Below are 16,581 nucleotides of genomic sequence, written 5' to 3'. Positions count from 1 at the left end.
GGAAAAGTCGCGGCGTCCTGTGTACGAGTATGACGACACTCACCGTCAGCGGCATGACCTGCGGCCACTGCGAGCAGAAGGTGGAGGACGCGCTCTCGGGCGTCGAGGGCGTCACCGAGGCGAGCGCCGACCGCGAACTCGGCACCGCGACCGTCGAGGGCGACGCGGACACGGACGCGCTCGTCGCCGCGGTCGAGGACGCGGGCTACGACGCGTCCGCGTAACGAACGTACGTCACGCGTGGGTGGCGGCGAGCGCGACGAGCACGGCGAGCATGGCGAGCGCGTTCAGGGCGACGCTCTGTTTGTGGTACTGGCTGAACGCGTCGTCCCCGGCGGCCTCCATCTTCGGGATGAGGCGGTAGCGGGCGTACGCCGCCGCCGCGACGGCGACGGCGGTCGCGCCGTACGCCACCCAGTAGTAGTCGAGGCCGGCGAGCGTGTCGGTGACGGCGATCCCGCCGAGCGCGACGAACCCGAGGCCGATGCCGACCTGGTAGTACGTCGGGAAGATGGCGTTCACGACGGGGCCGGCGTCGTCGGTGCCGAGGACGCTGAACGTGGTCGGTGCGGCGACGAACGAGAAAAAGGCCATCGCGCCGAACCACGCGCCGAGCGCGAGGTCGGCGACGAAGGACGCGACCGCGGCGGCGAGTGACATACCGGATACTCCGCCGCCAGCGGCATTCGTTTTATGCTTCGGCCGCGGGAAGCACGAGTGAATGGAGAGACAGCAGCGCCGCGCCGTCGGTTACCTCGCGCTCCTCGCGGTCGTCGTGGCCGGGTACACGCTCGCCTATCAGGTCGGGATGGCGGTGTTCGAGGGCGAGCGGGTCACGCTCGTCCACGCCTTCCACATCGTCGTCGAGACGTTCACCACCACGGGGTACGGCGAGGACGCGAGCCGCTGGGACACCGCGGGCATCCTGCTGTTGATGGACGCGATGCAGCTCACGGGCGTCCTGATGCTGTTCCTGACGCTCCCGCTGTTCGTCGTGCCGTGGGTGGAGCGACGCCTCGAAGTCGACCCGCCCGAGAGCGTCTCGCTCACCGACCACGTGGTGATCTGCGGGTACACGGATCGCGTGGAGGCGCTCATCGACGAACTGGACGCGCAGACCGTCGACTACGTCGTCGTGGAACCCGACCGAGCGGAGGCGCAGGAACTCCACGAGGGCGGTGTGACGGTCGTGCACGGAAACGCGGAGGACACCGACGTACTGGACGCCGTGTCTGTCCCGGACGCGCGCGCGGTCGTGCTGGACGCGTCCGACGAGACGAACGCCACGCTCGCGCTGAGCGTACGCGAGGTGGACGCGGACGTTCGCGTCGTCGGGTTCGTCGCCGACCCCAGCCACGCGAACTACGTCCGGTACGCGGGCGCAGACCGCGTGCTCTCCCCGCACGAGATTCTCGGGCGCAGCCTCGCGAACAAGGTGACGAACGCTATCACTACAGACCTCGGGGAGACCGTTCGGCTGGGCGACGACTTCGAGGTCGCGGAGATGCCGATACAGCGGGGGAGCGAACTCGACGGCAGCACGCTCGCCGACGGCCGAGTTCGCGAGCGAACGGGCGCGAACGTCGTCGGCCTGTGGGCGGCGGGCGAGTTCATCGCCGCACCCGACCCGACGCGGGAGCTCGACCGGAGCACCATCCTCCTCGTCGCCGGAGACGACGACGCGCTCACCGCCCTGAAGGAACTTACGCTCACCGAGGCGCGGCGGCACGACCGGGGCCGCGTCGTCGTCGCAGGGTACGGCGACACCGGGACGCGCGTCAGCGAAATCCTCGACGAGAACGACGTTCCGCACACGGTCGTCGATCGGAAGGATCGCCCGGGTGTCGATGTCGTCGGGGACGTATCGGAGGAGGAGACGCTCGCCGAGGCGGGGTTGGCGGACGCGAGCGCGCTCCTGCTCGCGCTCGGGGACGACGCCGCGAGCGTGTTCGCGACGCTGGTGGCGCGCGAGAACTACCCCGACGTGGAGCTACTGTGTCGCGCGAACGACACGCGCGCAGAACCGCGGCTGTACGCGGCGGGCGCGGGGTACGTGCTCGCGCTCGCCACCGTCAGCGGCCGCATGCTCGCGTCCACCCTGCTCGGCGAGGACGTGATGAGCCTCGACAATCAGGTGGATCTCGTGCGGACGCGAGCGCCGGCGTTCGTCGGGCAGACGCTCCGGGAGGCCGCTGTCCGCGAGCGCACGGGCTGTACGGTCATCGCGGTGCAGCGCGACGGCACCGTGGAGTCCGACCCGTCGCCCGAGTTCCGGATCGAGCGCGGGGACGCGCTCGTCGTCGCGGGGACGGACGACGACATCGCGCGGTTCACCGACCTCGCAGACGTGCGTCCCGATGCTCCGTGACAACGGTCTCGACGCGTTTTAATCCCCCGAGTGCGTGGTCGAGATAGATGCGCGTGAGTCCGAGACCGAGTGCGGCCCGTGGTAGGCGATAGCGCGTGCCGACGACATCGTGTCGCTCGTCGGGCCGCCACGGGCGGGTACGGGCTCGCCAGCCGAATCCCCCGAAAGCCGGCACAAACCGCCCGATTCGGCGGGGGGAGAGGCAGTGTCTCACGCCGATATCCCGCACATACTTATGCCTCGTCGGCTTACGTCAGCGTACCCAAGGCGAGGCGTCGCCTCCACGTCCCACCATCCTGTAGAAATGCCATACAAACTAGACGGGGTGTTTCCGCCGGAGCTCCTCTCGGAGGTCGAGCCCGGGACGAATCTGCTCGTCAGCGGGCCGGCCATGTCCGGGAAGCGCCAGCTACTGCTTCGCCTGCTCGCCCGCGGCGCGGACGACGGCGAGGGCGCCATCGTCGTCACGTCCCGGAACCCCGCGGACGACCTCGCAGCGGAGTACAACGACCTCCTCGGCGACCGAACGAGCTTCTTCCGCATCATCGATAGCGTGAGTTCGCGCAGCGGCGGGAACGAGGGAGAGATGAGTTTCGTTCGGAACGTCTCCTCGCCCGGCGAACTCACCGGGATCGGTATCGAGTTCTCCGAACTTGCTCGCGAAGCGGAGAACAACGGCGTCGAACGGCTCCGCATCGGCTTCGACTCCCTCAGCCCGCTCCTGATGTACGTCGACCTCCAGCGGCTCTTTCGCTTCCTGCACGTGTTCACGAGCCAGATCCAGAGCCGGGACTGGCTCGGGCTGTTCGCCATCGACCCGGACAGCCACGACGAGCAGGTCGTGAACACTATCAGCCAGCTGTTCGACGGGATGGTTCAGGTGCGCGTCGCCGACGACGGCACTCGGGAGGCGCGCGTGCGCGGCGTCACCGGCTCCCCGACCGAGTGGGTGGCGTTCGACTAGTACAGGGCGTCGAGCACGCGCTCCACGTCCGCCCGTTCCTCCGCGTACGCGAGGTGGGTGTCGCAGTCGCAGTCCGACGCGCCGAGTCCCGGAACCGGCGTGAGGGCGTCCGCGAGTCGGCGCGCGAGTTCGCACTCGCGGTTCTCGTTCTCCACGGTGTACGTGTCGACGAGCGTGCTCGCGGGGTGGCCGAGGAGGTAGTCGACGTGCCAGTGGCGCGTGTCGCGCTCTCCCCTGTCGAGTTCACGGTGGCGGTCGACGCGCGAGAGGCCGCCCGACCCGAACGCGCTCCCCGTGTAGGCGTAGAATCCGCGGTCGAGGTCGCGCTCGCCGGCCGCGCCGAACGTCACGGCGACCGACTCGTCGAGCGAGACGACGAGCGTGTACGTTCCGGGCTGCACGCCCGGGTGTTGTGCGCGCGGGCACTCGACGGTTCCGAACCGACACGCCCTTTCGCGCACTCGTGTTTCTGCCTCTATGGAAGCCTATCTGAAGTGGGCGGTCGTCGCCCTGATCGGGTACACGATGGTCGCGCCCCTGATGAAGGTCGCGACGGTCGACATCCCCTCGACGGTCGCCGCGCTCCTCGCGAACGCCGTGCTCGTCGCCGGGTCGCTCGCGGTCGTCCTCTACGTCGACATCCCCGTCACGCCCTACCTCACCCATCCCCGTGCCGTGTACGTGTACGCCGCCGGCGTCTGCCTCACGGTCGGCATCCTCGCGTACTATCAGGCGCTCGCGACCGGCCCGGTGAGCATCGTCGTACCCGTCTTCGGGATGTTCATCGTCACCAGTTCCCTGGTCTCTGCCGTGTGGCTCGGCGACGACCTCACCCTCCGAAAAATAGCAGGTATCGGGTTCGCGGCGGTCGCGGTCTACCTCACCGCCGGCCCCGGTCAGTGAGTCAGTCCACGCCGCCCGCCACGCGCCGGGCGAGCGCGAAGCACGCGACGGCCGCGACGACGAACCCCGCGATAGTCTGATACGTGAGGCCGGTCGCGCTCCCCACCGCGAGTTTCGCGACGGCGTTCTGCGGGCTCTCCGGGAGCAGGGACGCGAGCGCGAACACGCCGATGGCGGCGAACGAGTAGACGAGCTGGGTCTCCCGGCGTTCGCCGAGGCGGAGCGCGAGCGCCGCGCCGCCGCCGACGAGGACGGCGGCGAGCGCGGTGGCGAGGACGAGAATCGGCAGCGGGTGGTCGACGCGGATGCCGTTCAGTCCGAGGAACGCGAGCCAGAGCGCGGCCTGCGCCGGCGCGAGCGCGATCATCGCGAGGCTCTTTCCGTCCACGATCTCGGGCACCGAGAGCGGCGTCACGCGGAGGAGTTCGAACGTCCCGCGTTCGAGTTCCTCGCTGAGCGTGTCCGCGACCACGCTCCCGCTGATGAACGCCGGCAGGAACATCAAGAGCGGGAGGAGGATGGTGTACGTGAAGCCGTAGTAGGTCGACCCCGACGACTCCGGCGGGAGCGAGAGCGGTTCGCGGGTGAGTCGACTGCTGAGTTCGTCGCGGAGGTGGCGTTCGTACTCGGAGAGCACGTCCTTCAGTTGGACGACGACCAGGGTGGTTCGAAAGCTCCCCTCGGGGGCGTACGCGGACACCCTGACGTGGCCGTCCGGGTACTGGGTCGCGAGCAGGAGCGCGTCCACGTCAGCGTTGGTAAACGCCGCGAGAGCCGTGCTCTCGCTCGGGTAGACGACGGCGTTCCGGCGGTCGCTCGCGACGACGGGCGCGAGGTCGTCGCTCGCGTTCCCGGCGACCCCCACGTTCACGACGTAGTCGCCCTGGCTCGCGCTCGGACTGTAGAGGCTGACCAGGCCGACGACGAGGAACGAGGAGAACGCGGCGATGAACAACTGGATGACGAGCGCGAGCACGATTGTCTTCTCGGAGCGGAGGCTCGCGAGTTCGCGCCGCCCGACGACGAGGCGGTCACGCAACGGCGCTCACCACCGTGAGGTTGTACGCCAGGTGGACGAGCACGGCGAGGCCGAACCCGGCGAGGTACTTCGCCCGGGTTCCGCGCGCGCCGAGCGCGCTCAGCGACGCGGTGACGGTGTGGAGCGCGAGCGGCGCGAACAGCGAGACCGCGAGGACGAGCGGGCTCGCGCCGAGCGTCGGGCCGAACGCGGCCTGTCCGAGTTCGAGGTCGGGGAGGCCGACGAGTTGGGTGATGAGGGTGAGTTTCTCCCCGAGGAAGAACCCGAGGCCGGACGCGACGCCGAGCGCGAGCGCGGTGCGGCGGTCGGTCGGGAAGCGCGACCGGAGGAGGCCCGCGCGGACGTGCAGGCTCTTCGCGGCCTCCTCGACGACCGCGATGGCGGCGAAGAGGACGGGGAGCGCGAGCGACGCCGGGAGGACGAACAGGCTCGCGACGGCGAACAGCTCCGCGATGAACGCGAACGGAATGAACAGCGCCGTCCACAGCCCCACGCGCCAGACGGAGCGGAGGGGCGCGGCGAGCGCGTCCATCGCCTTCGCGGGAATCGGACGCTGCGTGAACATGTCCTCCTCGCGGTAGATGCCGGTGCCGAGCGCGAAGCAGACGAGCGCGGCGAGCGAGACGGGGAGCGTGCCGAACAGGAACTCGCCGAGGCCGATCGGCGCGCCCTGCAAGTCCTGGACGACGAGGGAGAGCGGGCTGATGGCGGCGATGGGGTGGACTTCGGTGAAGACGGCGGGGACGAACGCGTACGCCATCAGGGGGACGCTGACGAACACGGTGACGAACGTGAGTTCTTTGTAGGAGCGCGCGAGCATCGCGCCGACGAACGTCGCGGCGAGGAACAGCGCGGCGAGGGGGAGGACGGCGAGCACGCTCACGAGACCGCCGCCGACGGCGAACGCGATGACGGCCGTGATGGCCGCGGCGACGCCGAGGTAGGGGAGCGTTTTCCCGAGCACGATGTCTCCACGGCTCGCCGGCGACACCAGCATCGGCTCGCCTCGTCGGTTGATGCGCTCGTTGATCACGCTCGATCCGTACGCCTGAATCAGGACGTTCAGCGGCAGGAGGAAGGCGAACGCGAGCACGAGCGAGCGCAGCGGGAACGGCGGGCTCAGCGAGCTCGGCGTCCCGGTCTGCGTCCCGCCGAACGCGCCGCCGGGCACCGCGGGCACGCCACCGCCGCCGCCATCACGCGTTCCGCCGCCGCCATCACGCGTTCCGCCGCCGCCATCACGCGTTCCGCCGCCGCCATCACGCGTTCCGCCGCCGCCGGGCGCGGCCGTCGTCGCGCCGCCGCCGGACGCGGTCGTGGTATCGCCAGCGCCGCCACCGTTGCCGCCAGCGCCGTCGGTCGTGCTGTCGCCCGCTGTGTCGCCGTCGGTCGTGTTGTCGCCCGCTGTGTCGCCGTCGGTCGTGTTGTCGCCCGCCGTGTCGCCGGGTGGGTTCTGCTCGAGGTACTGGAGGGTGACGGTGACGGGGAACGCGGCGGCCTGGTCGGGTTCGTGACGCATGAGGTAGTCGTTGTAGGCGACGACGGCCGCCCTGAGCTCGGCGAGCGCGGCCTGCGCCTTCGCGGAGTCCCCGACGTAGAACCGGCCGCCTCGGATGCTGAGTTCGGCGTCGCCTGCGACCACGTCGCGGGGGTCTGCGCCCACGGCGCGAAGCTGGGGGTTCCGCTCGACGACGGCGTGGTAGCGGCTGTCCTCGTCCACGCCCACCCGGTAGATGCCCTCGCCGGGACTCGGCTGGGCGGCGACCAGCACGGGCGCGAGCACCGCGAGCGCGAGGACGACGACGGCGAGGAGGACGGCGGTTCGGCGGTCGACGTTCCCGGTGCTCTTCGCCGCCTCCCAGCGCGCGATGCGGAGGGCGCGGCGCGGAGTCACGCTCGGCCCTCCCGGGTCACGTCGAGGAACACGTCCTCCAGCGTCGACTCGCGGGTGCGGATGTCGAGCACCTCGCCGCCCGCGGATTCGGCCGCTTCCCTGACGCGTTCGACGCCGTCCATGCCGTCCACCGTGACCTCGTAGCGATCGCCCGATTCCGTGGCGTCCGCGACGGGCACGGACGTGTAGACGTGGTACTCGATGCGGCCGTACTCCGCGCGGATCTCGGCGAGCGCCCCATGGGCGGCGATGCGGCCGTCGTTCATGATGGCGACCCGGTCGCAGACTGACTCGACGTGGTAGAGGTCGTGCGCGCTGAACAGCACGGTCTTCCCCTGGTCGGCGAGTTCGCGCGTGAACTCCACGACCTCGTTCGTCGTCAGGGGGTCGAGGCCGGACGCGGGTTCGTCGTAGATGAGCACGTCCGGGTCGTTCACGAGCGAGCGCGCGATGGCGACCTTCCGCTTCATCCCCTTCGAGAAGTCGCCGACGGGGCGGTCGCGGGCGTCCAGATCGAGGCGGTCGAGCGCGCGCTCGATGCGGTCGTTCGCCGTCTCTCGCTCAACGTCGTAGAGGTCGGCGAAGAAGCGGAGGTAGCCGCGCGGCGTCATGTCCTCGTAGAGCGGGGATTCCTCGGGGAGGAAGCCGAGCGAGCGGCGCATCTCGGGGTTCTGGGCGTTGTAGCCGTTCACGGTCGCCGACCCCGACGTGGGTTCGACGAGGCCGGCGAGCATCTTCAGCGTCGACGTCTTCCCCGCGCCGTTCGGCCCGACTAATCCGAACACCTCGCCCGCCTCGACGTCGAGGTCGATGCCGCGGACGGCGTGGACGCTCCCGTACTGTTTCGTCAGGCCGTCCACCGATATCATACCCGAACACGCGGGCGTCGGGCATATCGTCGTTTCGGCAGTCGCGAAAACCGCGGGGCGGGTTAGAAGAGGGAGACGCCGACGGCGTACGCCCAGTCCTGGCCGCCGACGGCGAGGAACGCGAGCGCGCCGCCCGTGATGACCATGTTCTTGAGGAACTGCGTCATCTCGTCCTGCTGCTGGTCTTCGGGCACGCTCCAGAACGCGTGCATCGTGAACGCGGCGGCGACGTTGAACGCGGCGAGCGCGCCCGCGCTGAGCACGGGGTACGCGCCGGCCGCGATGCCGAGGCCGCCGAGGAGGAGCATCACGCCGGACGCGACGGTCATGAATCTGGGCGCGGGCAGGCCCTTGAACTCGGCGTAGCCCGTCATCTGTTCGAGGTTGAGGAAGTGGTTCAGGCCCATGAACGCGAGCGTCAGGCCGAACAGGAGGCGGCCGAGCAGGAGGAAGAGTCCGGCGTCGCCGTCTACTGCCATGCGGTACGCACCTCTGTCGTGTCGAGTTACATACTCCACGGGAGGGGCGTCACGGCCTTATGCGTAAGCGAACACTCGGGTAACGAGGTGACACGCGTGTCAGTGGGTCAGCCGAGGCGGGTCGCGGTCTCGCGCGCGGACGCGAAGCGGTCGGCGGCCCACGCGACGGCGTCGGGGGTATCGTTTCGGAGGACGCCCGCGACCGGGCCGGTGCCGCAGACGACGAGTACCACGTCGCGGTCGTCGAGCGACGCGAGGACGAGGCCGTAGGGGAGGTCGTCGTTCGTGAAGGAGAGCGCGGCGTCGTCGCTCCCGACGAACGTCTCTATCGTGTCCTGGTGGTTGGTGACGAGCTCGTCGAGGACGGCCTGCGTGACTACCACGTCCGCAGCCAGCGCGTTCTCGTTGACGCGGTCGCGGTAGATCTCGACGTGACTCGGGAGGACGAGCGGCGCGAGCACCCGCACCTCGGTCGCCGTCCGGATGACGTCCGCGACTTCGTCCATCGGCTTCTGTGGCGTGTGTGCGGCTTCGACGACGGTCGCGTTCTCGAACAGTCGCACGTCCAGGTCGTCGGCGTCGTCTACTCCGTCCAGCACGTCGTTGGCGTCGTCGATACCGGTGACGCGGTTCCGGAAGGTCGTGTAGGCGTCGAGCGCGAGGCGGCCGGTCGTGGTGAGCGCGACCTCGCCGTGCGTGCGGTCGACGAGGCCCGCGTCGGCGAGCTGGCGGACGGCGCGGTCGACGGTCGAGCGGGAGGCGTCGTGGGCGTCGACGAGCGCGCGCTTCTCCGTCACGCCGTCCGCGATGCTCTCGAGGTAGTCGCCGCGCTGTGCGAGCAATCCGACGAGCCCGACCGTGTCGTCCGCTGCTCTCGGAACCACGGATATGTGTCAATGTCGACACCCGTTTGATATAAAGGTGGTGCGTACGGGGGCGAAATACTCAGTCCGTGAGCGAACACCCGATAGATGGCTTCATGACGTATGGTATCCCTGATACGCGTGCTGGTGTGCACTACACTGGCTGTGCCTCTGAGAGCGCCCCGGCCGCTCGGACGGCGGCCGACCGGCGTTCACGAGAGCCGGGGCGGTTGTGTTCTCACGCGCGTGCTTCTCGTATGGAGCGACAGGTTCGCGTACGGCGGCGGCACCGTCGAACCGGGGGAGACCTACCACGGCCGGTACGCCATCAGCGAGACGTTCCTCGGCGAGTCGATCCGCGTCCCGCTCACCGTCGTCAACGGCGAGCGCGTCACGCCCGACTGGCGGCGGATCGTGGACGCGACGGTGGAGACGGCGGACGCGGTGCGCGCGAGCGACCCGCCCGTCACACCGGACGCGTGAGTTCGGGCGCGTCGTTCCCCGGGTCGTTCACCGCCGACGACACCCGGTGCGCGCGGAAGGACGCGGACTCCGCGAGCACGTCGTCGAGGGGGTCGTCGCCGGACAGCCACGTCCCGTAGTCGTCGGGCGCGACCACGACGGACTCGCGGTGGTGGTAGTCCGCGACCGTTCCCGTCGCCGCCCGCGTCAGCACCGCGAACGTCTCCACCGGCTCCGGGTCGCTCGGCCCGCCGCCCGCGAACGCGCCCAAGCCGGTCTGCGTGGTCTCGGGGACGCGCTCGCTCCAGATACCCGCCATCGCGAACGGCTCTCCGTCCTCGCGCTCGAAGTAGTACGGCCGGTTCTCCCCCGACTCCTCGCGCCACTCGTAGAACCCGCTCGCGGGCACGAGACACCGCCGCTCCCGGTACGCCTCCGCGAAACTCGACGTCTCCCGCACGGTCTCCACCCGGGCGTTGATGTTCGGCGAGTAGTCGTCGCCCGCCCACGACGGCACGAACCCCCACTCGGGCGTCGCCGCCTCTCTGTCACTCGATTCGCCGCGCTCGCGCACGGCCGGCAGGGACTGACTCGGCGCGGCGTTGTACGTCTCGTAGCCCACGGGCGGTTCCACGCCGAACGACCGCTCGAACTTCGCCGGGTCGAGGAACACCGCGTACCGCCCGCACATCAGAGTGTCTCCCGTATCTCGTTCGCCGTCCGAACCGCCGCCGGAATCGCGTCCTCGTCCCGCCCGAGACCGACGAACACGCCGTGGTCGTCCGCCCACGCGAGCACGTTGATACCGCCCTCGAACACGCGCACGGTCGCTTCGAGGCCGCCGAGCGGTTCGAACAAGTCCTCCTTGCGGTTCATCCCCATCGTCTCGAACACCGCGTCCTCGAATATCTCCTGCTGGGTCTCGTCCGAGTACAGCTCCCAGATGTCCTCGCGCATGTAGATAACGTCGAACTCTCTCGCGCGGAGGTCGGCGATTGCAACCCCTCGAAGCGTCTCCCCGACGTCCTCGCGCAGCGCATCCGCGTACCCCTTCAACTCCGTCATACTCCCGGCTACGGCGACGGTTGACTTAGGAGTCCGGTTCCCGCATGCACGAAGCTACTTGTGGCCCCCCGTCCCAAACCCGGTATGGGTGACGATGCCATGCGCCGCTTCCCGGTTCCCGACCGGGCGGACCTGCCCGACGACGTTCGCGAGCGAATCGAGGCCGAAACCGAGGAGGCGGGGTTCACGCCGAACGTCTTTCCGGCGTTCGCGTACAAGCCCGCGCACTTCCGCCCCTTTTTCGACTACCACGACGCGCTCATCGAGGAGTCGACGCTCGAACGCGGCGAGATCGAGATGCTCGTCGTCACGGTGAGCGGCGTGAACGACTGCCTCTACTGCGTCGTCGCGCACGGCGCGCTCTGCCGCATCTACAACAAGGCCCCGAAACTCGCAGACCAGCTCGCGACCAACCACCGGCTCGCCGACCTCGGGGACGCCCACCGCGAGATGCTCGATTTCGCCGTGAAACTCACCGAATCCCCTGGCGAAATCACCGACGAGGACGTGCAAGCGCTCCGCGACGCCGGTTTCAGCCAGGAAGAAATCTGGGACATCACGAGCGTCGTCTCCGTCTTCAACCTCAGTAATCGCATGGCGACGGTCGCCGACATGCGGCCAAACGACGAGTTCTACGACCTCGGGCGATAGCAGACGCTTTACTTCTCGCGTTCTTCTCTGTACGTGTGCAAGTCGTGGGGTATCGGACGGCCGTCCGCGAGGACGGGCCGGCGCTGGTCGTCGCGGACGACGGCGAGGTGTCGCGGCTGTCGCTCGCGTCCGGGGCGCGACTGGACTACGGGCTGGGAGAGCGTCACTGCGCGGGCGCGGTGGACGACGACGCGCATTACGCGTGTAGCGACGAGAGCGCGCCGTACTGTCCCGTGCACAGTTCGACGTGGGTGTGCGCGCGCTGCACGGGCGACTGCCTGAAGGACGAGATGGACTGCCACGAGGATCACGCGATATACCTCGCGGCGTTCGCGCCCGACGTGTTCAAGGTCGGCGTCACCCGGGAGTGGCGACTCGACACGCGGCTCCGCGAGCAGGGCGCACAGCGAGCGGCACACCTCGAAACAGTCTCGAACGGCCGGCTCGCCCGCGAAATCGAGTCCGACATCGCGACCGAGATTCCGGATCGGGTGCGCGTCCCGGCGAAACTCGACGGGCTCCACGAGGCCGTGGACGCGGACGCCTGGGGCGTGGTGCTCGCGGGGTTCGACCCCATCGAGACGTTCGCGTTCGACTACGGACTCGACCTCGCGAGTCAGCCGGTCGCGACCACCGTCGCCCGCGGAACCGTCGTCGGAACGCGGGGCCGCGTGCTCGTGCTCGAACGCGGGGCCACGAACTACGCCGTCGACCTCCGCGACCTCGTCGGCCACGAGCTTGACCCCGAAAAGGAGAGTTCGGACCGCCAGTCGAGCCTCGCGAGCTACGTATAGGCGTACCGGCTGTGTGGTTCGAGCGACCGGAGGTCTCTCGTCATCACGAAGGGCGCTCCGCGCCTTTCGAACGACACAGCCATCAGTATACTTGTTCGACCGCGAGAGCGGGGTGTTTCACACGAGAGAGCAGGCCGTGTCGGCGACCGGCGACTGTCCCCGCTTGCGGTGCGAGACGCCCCATCGGGTAGCAGGGGGAGGATGTCACAGCTCGCGGAACATCGCGCGGAAGTTGTTATCGTCCCACTCCCGTACCGTCTCGTCGAGCCGTTCTTCGAGGTCTTCGATGCGGTTCTCGAGGTCGCTGTACGCGGCGTTCTCCTCCAGTTCTCCCCGGGAGACGGCGCGTTCGAGACTGTTGCGTTTCTCCACGAGAACGTAGAGTTCCTGAATGCTGTCGTCGTACTGGTCGAGAGAGAGCAGGCGGTCGGCCGCGGTGAGCACGTCCTCGCGGTCGACGGGCTTCGTGAGGTAGTCGTCGAACCCCATGCGGATGATGTCTACGTCGGGCGCGACGGCGGTGAGCATCGCGACCCGGCAGCCGTATTCGCGTTCGCGGATGCGCTCGAGGACTTCCCGCCCGAGCAAGTCCGGCATTCGACGGTCGAGGAACACGAGGTCGACGCGCTCGTCGATTCGTTCGAGGGCCTCGTGGCCGTCGTTCGCCACCCAGACCTCGTACTCGCCGGAGAGCCACGCCTCGTAGAGCCGCGTCATGTCCGGCTCGTCGTCCACGACGAGTACGATGGGCGGGCCCTCATCGCTCATACCGATAGCGTTTCACGGGCGCACGGTTAACTGTGTTGACGTGCCCGGGTGTTCCGGGAAAGCGTTATGCCGGGCGGCGTGGAACGTCCCGCCGTGCGCCCTACGACCGGCCGTGGCTCCCTCTTGCTGCTCGCGACCCTCCTCTTCGCCGCCGCGGTCGTGACCGCCGGTCTCGCCGCCGACGCGACGCTGTCGACAGCGGAGACACCGGTCGAGAGCGCTATCGTCGGCGTGAAACTCGCGGTGCTGGTCGTCCCGACGCTCGGACTGCTCGCGATCGCACGGAACGTGGACGAGACGTCCGCGGAGTCCGTGCTGGAGTGGGGTATCCTCGTCGGTGTCTCTGTGGCCGCTACGGCGGCAGTCACGGACGTTCACGTCGGCGACTCCTCTCACTCCGCGGTCTCGGTTGCGGTGTCCGTGCTCACCGCGATGAACGTCGGGTGTCTGCTCGGCGTGCTCATCGGCACGCACGCCGCGGATGCCGCGGAGAACGCGCGGCTCGCGAACGAGCGCCGAGACGACTTCGTCTTCCTGAACCGACTGCTCCGCCACCACCTCCTGAACGCGGTCACCATCATCCGCGGTCGCGCTGGACTCGTTGAGGACGAGGTGGACGACGAGGCCGCCGCGCACGTCCGTGCTATCCGCGAACGGAGCGACCACGTCGCGTCGCTCGTGGAGACGGTGCAGACGATCTCGAACGCGCTCTCTGAGAACACGGAAACCACTCGCGTTGACGTCGGGTCGCTCGTCCGCGACATCGCCGGCGCGTACCAGGACGCGACCCCCGAGACGACGATCGAGGTGGACGTTCCGCCGAACACGTACGTCGAATCGAACGGGTCGCTCCGCGTGGTCTTCGACCACCTCGTGGAGAACGCCATCGAACACAACGACGTGGCGGATCCGTTCGTCCGCGTCACCGCTAGCGAGCGCGCGGACGTCGTGGACGTGCGCGTCGTGGACAACGGCTCCGGGTTCCCCGAGCGCGTCCGGACGACCGCGTTCGAACCCGGGGACGCCGGGGACAGCGCGATCGGGCTCTACGCGGTCGGCGTCATCGTCGATGACTGCGGGGGAAGCGTCGACATCGCGGAGGCCGCAGACCGGACCGAGGTCGTCGTCACGCTCCCGAAGGCGACGCCGTCGACGTGACGCCGCGGAACTCGAAGCGCGCGCCCCCCGACTCGCTCTCCGTCAGGTTCACCCGCCAGCCGTGGGCTTCGGCGATACTCTCCACGATACTCAGCCCGAACCCCGTCCCGGCGTCGCTCGTCGAGTACCCGTGGCTGAACACCTGGTCGCGCTTCGACGCGTGAACGCCGGAGCCGTCGTCCGCCACGAAGAATCCCTGACCGTCGTCGAGTTCGCCGACGGTCACGGTCACGTCTCCGCCGACGTGCGTTTTCGCGTTCTCGAAGAGGTTTCCGAGCAGTTCGACGAGGCGTTCGCGGTCCGCGAGCACGGCGAGCGACTCGTCGCGCGCGGTGAGCGTCCCCGCTCCTCCGGGCGTGACCTGCCACGCGTCGCGCGCGGCGTCCACGAGCGCGACCGCGGTCTGGTCGCCCGCGAGCGTTCCCTGACGGGCGAGCGTGAGCACGTCCTCGATGAGGTGATCCATGCGCTCGAGTGCGTCCTCGACGCGTTCGAGCGGTTCGTCCCCCTCGGTCTCCCTGGCGAGTTCGAGGAAGCCGCTCGCGGTGTTCAGGGGGTTTCGGAGGTCGTGCGCGACGATGCTCGCGAACTCGTCGAGGCGTTCGCGTTCGGCCGCGACCTCCTGTTCGCGCGCGACCCGGTCGAGGACGGTGGTGGTGTTCGCGGCGAGCACGCGGCCCGTCGTCACGGCCACGTCGTCGAACGCGTCCCGTTCCTGACTCCCGAACAGGAGGACGCCGACGTCGCCGAGCGGGAGGATGAGTTCGCTCCCGAGCGACGTGTCGGGGTTCGCGCGGCCGTCGGTCGCGCCGAGGTCGTTGTACACGCCGGGTTCGCCGGACGTGAACACGTCGTACGCGAGGCTCTCTCCCTTCCGGAGCGGTGCGTGGTCGCCGACGACGTCCTGGCCCTTATCAGTCACCACTGCCGGGCGGAGGCAGCCGTTGTCGGGGTCGTGGCGGAACGCGCCCGCGAGCGGCATCTCGAGGGTTTCCACCGCCGCGTCGACCGCGCGTTCGAGCACTTCGCGCTCCGTGTTCGCGTTCGCCATCTCCCGGGTCGCGTCGTGCAACGCCGAGAACGCGCGCTCGCGCTCCCGGAGATCCTGCTGGCGTTCGATTCGCTCCACGGCGACGTGCGCGTGCGAGACGAGGATTTCGGCGAGTTCTTCGTCGGACTCGTCGAACGCCGCGGGTTCGACTGCGACCGCCTGGAACGCCCCCCACTCCCCCATCGGCACCGAGAGCGCGGACTCGTAGGGCCCCTGGGGGTCGGCGTCCGCGCTCTCGGAGACGCGGTCGGTGACGATTGTCTCGCCCGTCTGATACGCCGTTCCGAGCAGGCCCGCGTCGGACGGCATGTGCGCGAGGTCGTCCTCGGGGAGTTTCTCCGACGTGTACTCCACTTCGAACCGGCCGTCGCGCACGCTGTCGATGACGGAGAGGTCGAACTCGAGGATGTCTTCGGCCGCCCGCACGGCGCGCTCGCAGACCTCACTAACAGTCGTCGCGGTTTCCAGGTCGACCGCGACCTCGTGAATCGCCGCGATTTTCTCCCGGCTCTCCGCGAGTTCGCGGCGGGTCTCGTAGGACTCGTCCGGGAGGAGGATCGTGCGCACCGCGGGTTCGCCGTCCAGCGTCGCGGGAGCGCTCGCCGCGAGCACGCGAACGGGGTTGTCGTCGAGGTCGGTGAACGTGAGCGCGGTCGTCGGCACGGTCACGCACTCTTCGAGAACGCGCTCGAGGCGTTCGCGCGCCTCATCGCGGTCAGCCGGGTGGATGGGCGTGGTCGCGTCGTTCCCCTCGATCCGTGCGGGGTCGTCGTACCCGAACAGCCCCGCGGTCGCGGCGTTCGCGCGTCGGACGACGCCATTCGCGTCCGTGACGACGATGGGGACGGGCGCCTGCTCGATGAATCGGGCGTAGTCGTCGCTCGTACCGTTCGCCGTGTCCGGGAGCGCCGCGGTGAGCGCGTCCGCCCAGTCCCAGCCGTCGCCAGCGTACACGGGCGTCGCGTTCGCCGCGGTTACGTCGTCGGGCGCGGGGTCGCCGTCCGTGAGGACGAACGACTCGATGGCTGGTGCGGCCGTGAGGACGCGTTTCCACTCGCCGTCCGCGTCCGCGCGACAGACGACCGCGTGCACGTCCGGGGCGAGGGCGTCCCGCGCGGCGTCCGCGTCGCTCACGACCGTCGCGTCGTAGGATGTGAGCGCGTCTGCGAGCGCGTTCCGGCGGTCGCGGGGCGCGAATGCGACCACGCGTGGAAGCCCCATGAGTTACTAATCCAACATACTGTTCCTGGGTA

At 69.2% G+C, this 16,581-nt stretch carries 18 protein-coding genes and 1 pseudogene; 8 read left to right on the top strand and 11 right to left on the bottom strand.

Going from position 1 to position 16,581, the window contains the following annotated elements:
* Window positions 1-29 precede the first annotated feature (29 nt).
* On the top strand, window positions 30-224 hold the full coding sequence (locus FQU85_RS01175) for a heavy-metal-associated domain-containing protein (RefSeq protein WP_145843718.1): 195 nt from the start codon (window positions 30-32) through the stop codon (window positions 222-224).
* A gap of 10 nt (window positions 225-234) precedes the next feature.
* Here FQU85_RS01175 and FQU85_RS01170 read toward each other — a convergent pair whose 3' ends face one another.
* Window positions 235-660: a DUF4149 domain-containing protein gene (locus FQU85_RS01170; protein ID WP_145843717.1), complete on the bottom strand. Its 426-nt coding sequence runs from the start codon at window positions 658-660 to the stop codon at window positions 235-237.
* 61 nt (window positions 661-721) lie between these two features.
* Here FQU85_RS01170 and FQU85_RS01165 point away from each other — a divergent pair, with 61 nt between their 5' ends.
* A complete protein-coding gene (locus FQU85_RS01165; protein WP_145843716.1) occupies window positions 722-2,368 on the top strand; it encodes a TrkA family potassium uptake protein in 1,647 nt (548 codons plus the stop codon).
* Between the two features lie 325 nt (window positions 2,369-2,693).
* Window positions 2,694-3,332 carry a hypothetical protein gene (locus FQU85_RS01160; protein ID WP_240792439.1) on the top strand — a complete coding sequence of 213 codons (639 nt, stop codon included), beginning with the start codon at window positions 2,694-2,696 and terminating at the stop codon, window positions 3,330-3,332.
* Here FQU85_RS01160 and FQU85_RS01155 read toward each other — a convergent pair.
* Window positions 3,329-3,733 carry a DUF123 domain-containing protein gene (locus FQU85_RS01155; RefSeq protein WP_145848676.1) on the bottom strand — a complete coding sequence of 135 codons (405 nt, stop codon included), beginning with the start codon at window positions 3,731-3,733 and terminating at the stop codon, window positions 3,329-3,331. The genes FQU85_RS01160 and FQU85_RS01155 overlap by 4 nt on opposite strands.
* A 76-nt stretch (window positions 3,734-3,809) precedes the next feature.
* On the opposite strand from FQU85_RS01155, the gene FQU85_RS01150 reads away from it, so the two are divergent.
* Window positions 3,810-4,235 carry an EamA family transporter gene (locus FQU85_RS01150; protein WP_145843714.1) on the top strand — a complete coding sequence of 142 codons (426 nt, stop codon included), beginning with the start codon at window positions 3,810-3,812 and terminating at the stop codon, window positions 4,233-4,235.
* 1 nt (window position 4,236) lies between these two features.
* On the opposite strand, the gene FQU85_RS01145 is transcribed toward FQU85_RS01150, so the two are convergent.
* The 5 genes from FQU85_RS01145 to FQU85_RS01125 all read right to left on the bottom strand — a co-directional run bounded on the left by FQU85_RS01145 (window position 4,237) and on the right by FQU85_RS01125 (window position 9,400).
* Window positions 4,237-5,274 (bottom strand): ABC transporter permease, encoded by a 1,038-nt coding sequence (locus FQU85_RS01145; protein WP_145843713.1) that lies wholly within the window; start codon window positions 5,272-5,274, stop codon window positions 4,237-4,239.
* Window positions 5,267-7,168 (bottom strand): ABC transporter permease subunit, encoded by a 1,902-nt coding sequence (locus FQU85_RS01140; RefSeq protein WP_145843712.1) that lies wholly within the window; start codon window positions 7,166-7,168, stop codon window positions 5,267-5,269. Before FQU85_RS01140 ends, FQU85_RS01145 begins: the two co-directional genes overlap by 8 nt.
* Window positions 7,165-8,037, bottom strand: a complete 873-nt coding sequence (locus FQU85_RS01135; protein WP_145843711.1) for an ABC transporter ATP-binding protein — start codon at window positions 8,035-8,037, stop codon at window positions 7,165-7,167. Before FQU85_RS01135 ends, FQU85_RS01140 begins: the two co-directional genes overlap by 4 nt.
* 62 nt (window positions 8,038-8,099) lie before the next feature.
* Window positions 8,100-8,516, bottom strand: a complete 417-nt coding sequence (locus tag FQU85_RS01130) for a DoxX family membrane protein (RefSeq protein WP_145843710.1) — start codon at window positions 8,514-8,516, stop codon at window positions 8,100-8,102.
* A 107-nt stretch (window positions 8,517-8,623) separates the two neighbouring features.
* Window positions 8,624-9,400, bottom strand: a complete 777-nt coding sequence (locus FQU85_RS01125) for a winged helix-turn-helix domain-containing protein (RefSeq protein WP_145843709.1) — start codon at window positions 9,398-9,400, stop codon at window positions 8,624-8,626.
* Window positions 9,401-9,625: 225 nt separating this feature from the next.
* Between FQU85_RS01125 and FQU85_RS13750 the strand changes: the two are divergent.
* Window positions 9,626-9,778 (top strand): annotated as a pseudogene (locus FQU85_RS13750) (deacylase); the annotation flags it as partial.
* 67 nt (window positions 9,779-9,845) lie between these two features.
* Here the strand turns inward: FQU85_RS13750 and FQU85_RS01115 are convergent.
* Window positions 9,846-10,532: an SOS response-associated peptidase gene (locus FQU85_RS01115; RefSeq protein ID WP_145843707.1), complete on the bottom strand. Its 687-nt coding sequence runs from the start codon at window positions 10,530-10,532 to the stop codon at window positions 9,846-9,848.
* Window positions 10,532-10,906, bottom strand: a complete 375-nt coding sequence (locus tag FQU85_RS01110; protein ID WP_145843706.1) for a hypothetical protein — start codon at window positions 10,904-10,906, stop codon at window positions 10,532-10,534. Before FQU85_RS01110 ends, FQU85_RS01115 begins: the two co-directional genes overlap by 1 nt.
* An 84-nt stretch (window positions 10,907-10,990) precedes the next feature.
* Between FQU85_RS01110 and FQU85_RS01105 the strand changes: the two genes are divergently transcribed.
* A complete protein-coding gene (locus tag FQU85_RS01105; RefSeq protein ID WP_145843705.1) occupies window positions 10,991-11,557 on the top strand; it encodes a peroxidase-related enzyme in 567 nt (188 codons plus the stop codon).
* Window positions 11,558-11,592: 35 nt separating this feature from the next.
* Window positions 11,593-12,351, top strand: a complete 759-nt coding sequence (locus FQU85_RS01100) for a DUF2797 domain-containing protein (RefSeq protein ID WP_145843704.1) — start codon at window positions 11,593-11,595, stop codon at window positions 12,349-12,351.
* A gap of 204 nt (window positions 12,352-12,555) precedes the next feature.
* Here the strand turns inward: FQU85_RS01100 and FQU85_RS01095 are convergent, their stop codons facing one another.
* On the bottom strand, window positions 12,556-13,119 hold the full coding sequence (locus FQU85_RS01095) for a response regulator (RefSeq protein WP_145843703.1): 564 nt from the start codon (window positions 13,117-13,119) through the stop codon (window positions 12,556-12,558).
* 93 nt (window positions 13,120-13,212) lie between these two features.
* Here FQU85_RS01095 and FQU85_RS01090 point away from each other — a divergent pair, with 93 nt between their 5' ends.
* Window positions 13,213-14,277, top strand: coding sequence for a HAMP domain-containing sensor histidine kinase (locus FQU85_RS01090; protein ID WP_168219914.1), 1,065 nt, complete (start codon window positions 13,213-13,215; stop codon window positions 14,275-14,277).
* On the opposite strand, the gene FQU85_RS01085 is transcribed toward FQU85_RS01090, so the two are convergent.
* Window positions 14,246-16,549, bottom strand: coding sequence for a GAF domain-containing sensor histidine kinase (locus FQU85_RS01085; protein WP_145843701.1), 2,304 nt, complete (start codon window positions 16,547-16,549; stop codon window positions 14,246-14,248). The two genes, FQU85_RS01090 and FQU85_RS01085, sit on opposite strands and share 32 nt — an antisense overlap.
* Window positions 16,550-16,581: the final 32 nt, after the last annotated feature.

The organism is Salarchaeum sp. JOR-1 (assembly GCF_007833275.1).
GTDB lineage: Archaea > Halobacteriota > Halobacteria > Halobacteriales > Halobacteriaceae > Salarchaeum.
This window is presented reverse-complemented; position numbering and strand designations above follow the sequence as displayed.

Bases quoted from the DNA above. Each gene is read 5' to 3' on its own strand.
- FQU85_RS01175 (WP_145843718.1), top strand. From the start codon at position 30: ATGACGACACTCACCGTCAGCGGCATGACCTGCGGCCACTGCGAGCAG.
- FQU85_RS01170 (WP_145843717.1), bottom strand. From the start codon at position 660: ATGTCACTCGCCGCCGCGGTCGCGTCCTTCGTCGCCGACCTCGCGCTC.
- FQU85_RS01165 (WP_145843716.1), top strand. From the start codon at position 722: ATGGAGAGACAGCAGCGCCGCGCCGTCGGTTACCTCGCGCTCCTCGCG.
- FQU85_RS01150 (WP_145843714.1), top strand. From the start codon at position 3,810: ATGGAAGCCTATCTGAAGTGGGCGGTCGTCGCCCTGATCGGGTACACG.
- FQU85_RS01135 (WP_145843711.1), bottom strand. From the start codon at position 8,037: ATGATATCGGTGGACGGCCTGACGAAACAGTACGGGAGCGTCCACGCC.
- FQU85_RS01130 (WP_145843710.1), bottom strand. From the start codon at position 8,516: ATGGCAGTAGACGGCGACGCCGGACTCTTCCTCCTGCTCGGCCGCCTC.
- FQU85_RS01115 (WP_145843707.1), bottom strand. From the start codon at position 10,532: ATGTGCGGGCGGTACGCGGTGTTCCTCGACCCGGCGAAGTTCGAGCGG.
- FQU85_RS01110 (WP_145843706.1), bottom strand. From the start codon at position 10,906: ATGACGGAGTTGAAGGGGTACGCGGATGCGCTGCGCGAGGACGTCGGG.
- FQU85_RS01105 (WP_145843705.1), top strand. From the start codon at position 10,991: ATGGGTGACGATGCCATGCGCCGCTTCCCGGTTCCCGACCGGGCGGAC.
- FQU85_RS01095 (WP_145843703.1), bottom strand. From the start codon at position 13,119: ATGAGCGATGAGGGCCCGCCCATCGTACTCGTCGTGGACGACGAGCCG.
- FQU85_RS01085 (WP_145843701.1), bottom strand. From the start codon at position 16,549: ATGGGGCTTCCACGCGTGGTCGCATTCGCGCCCCGCGACCGCCGGAAC.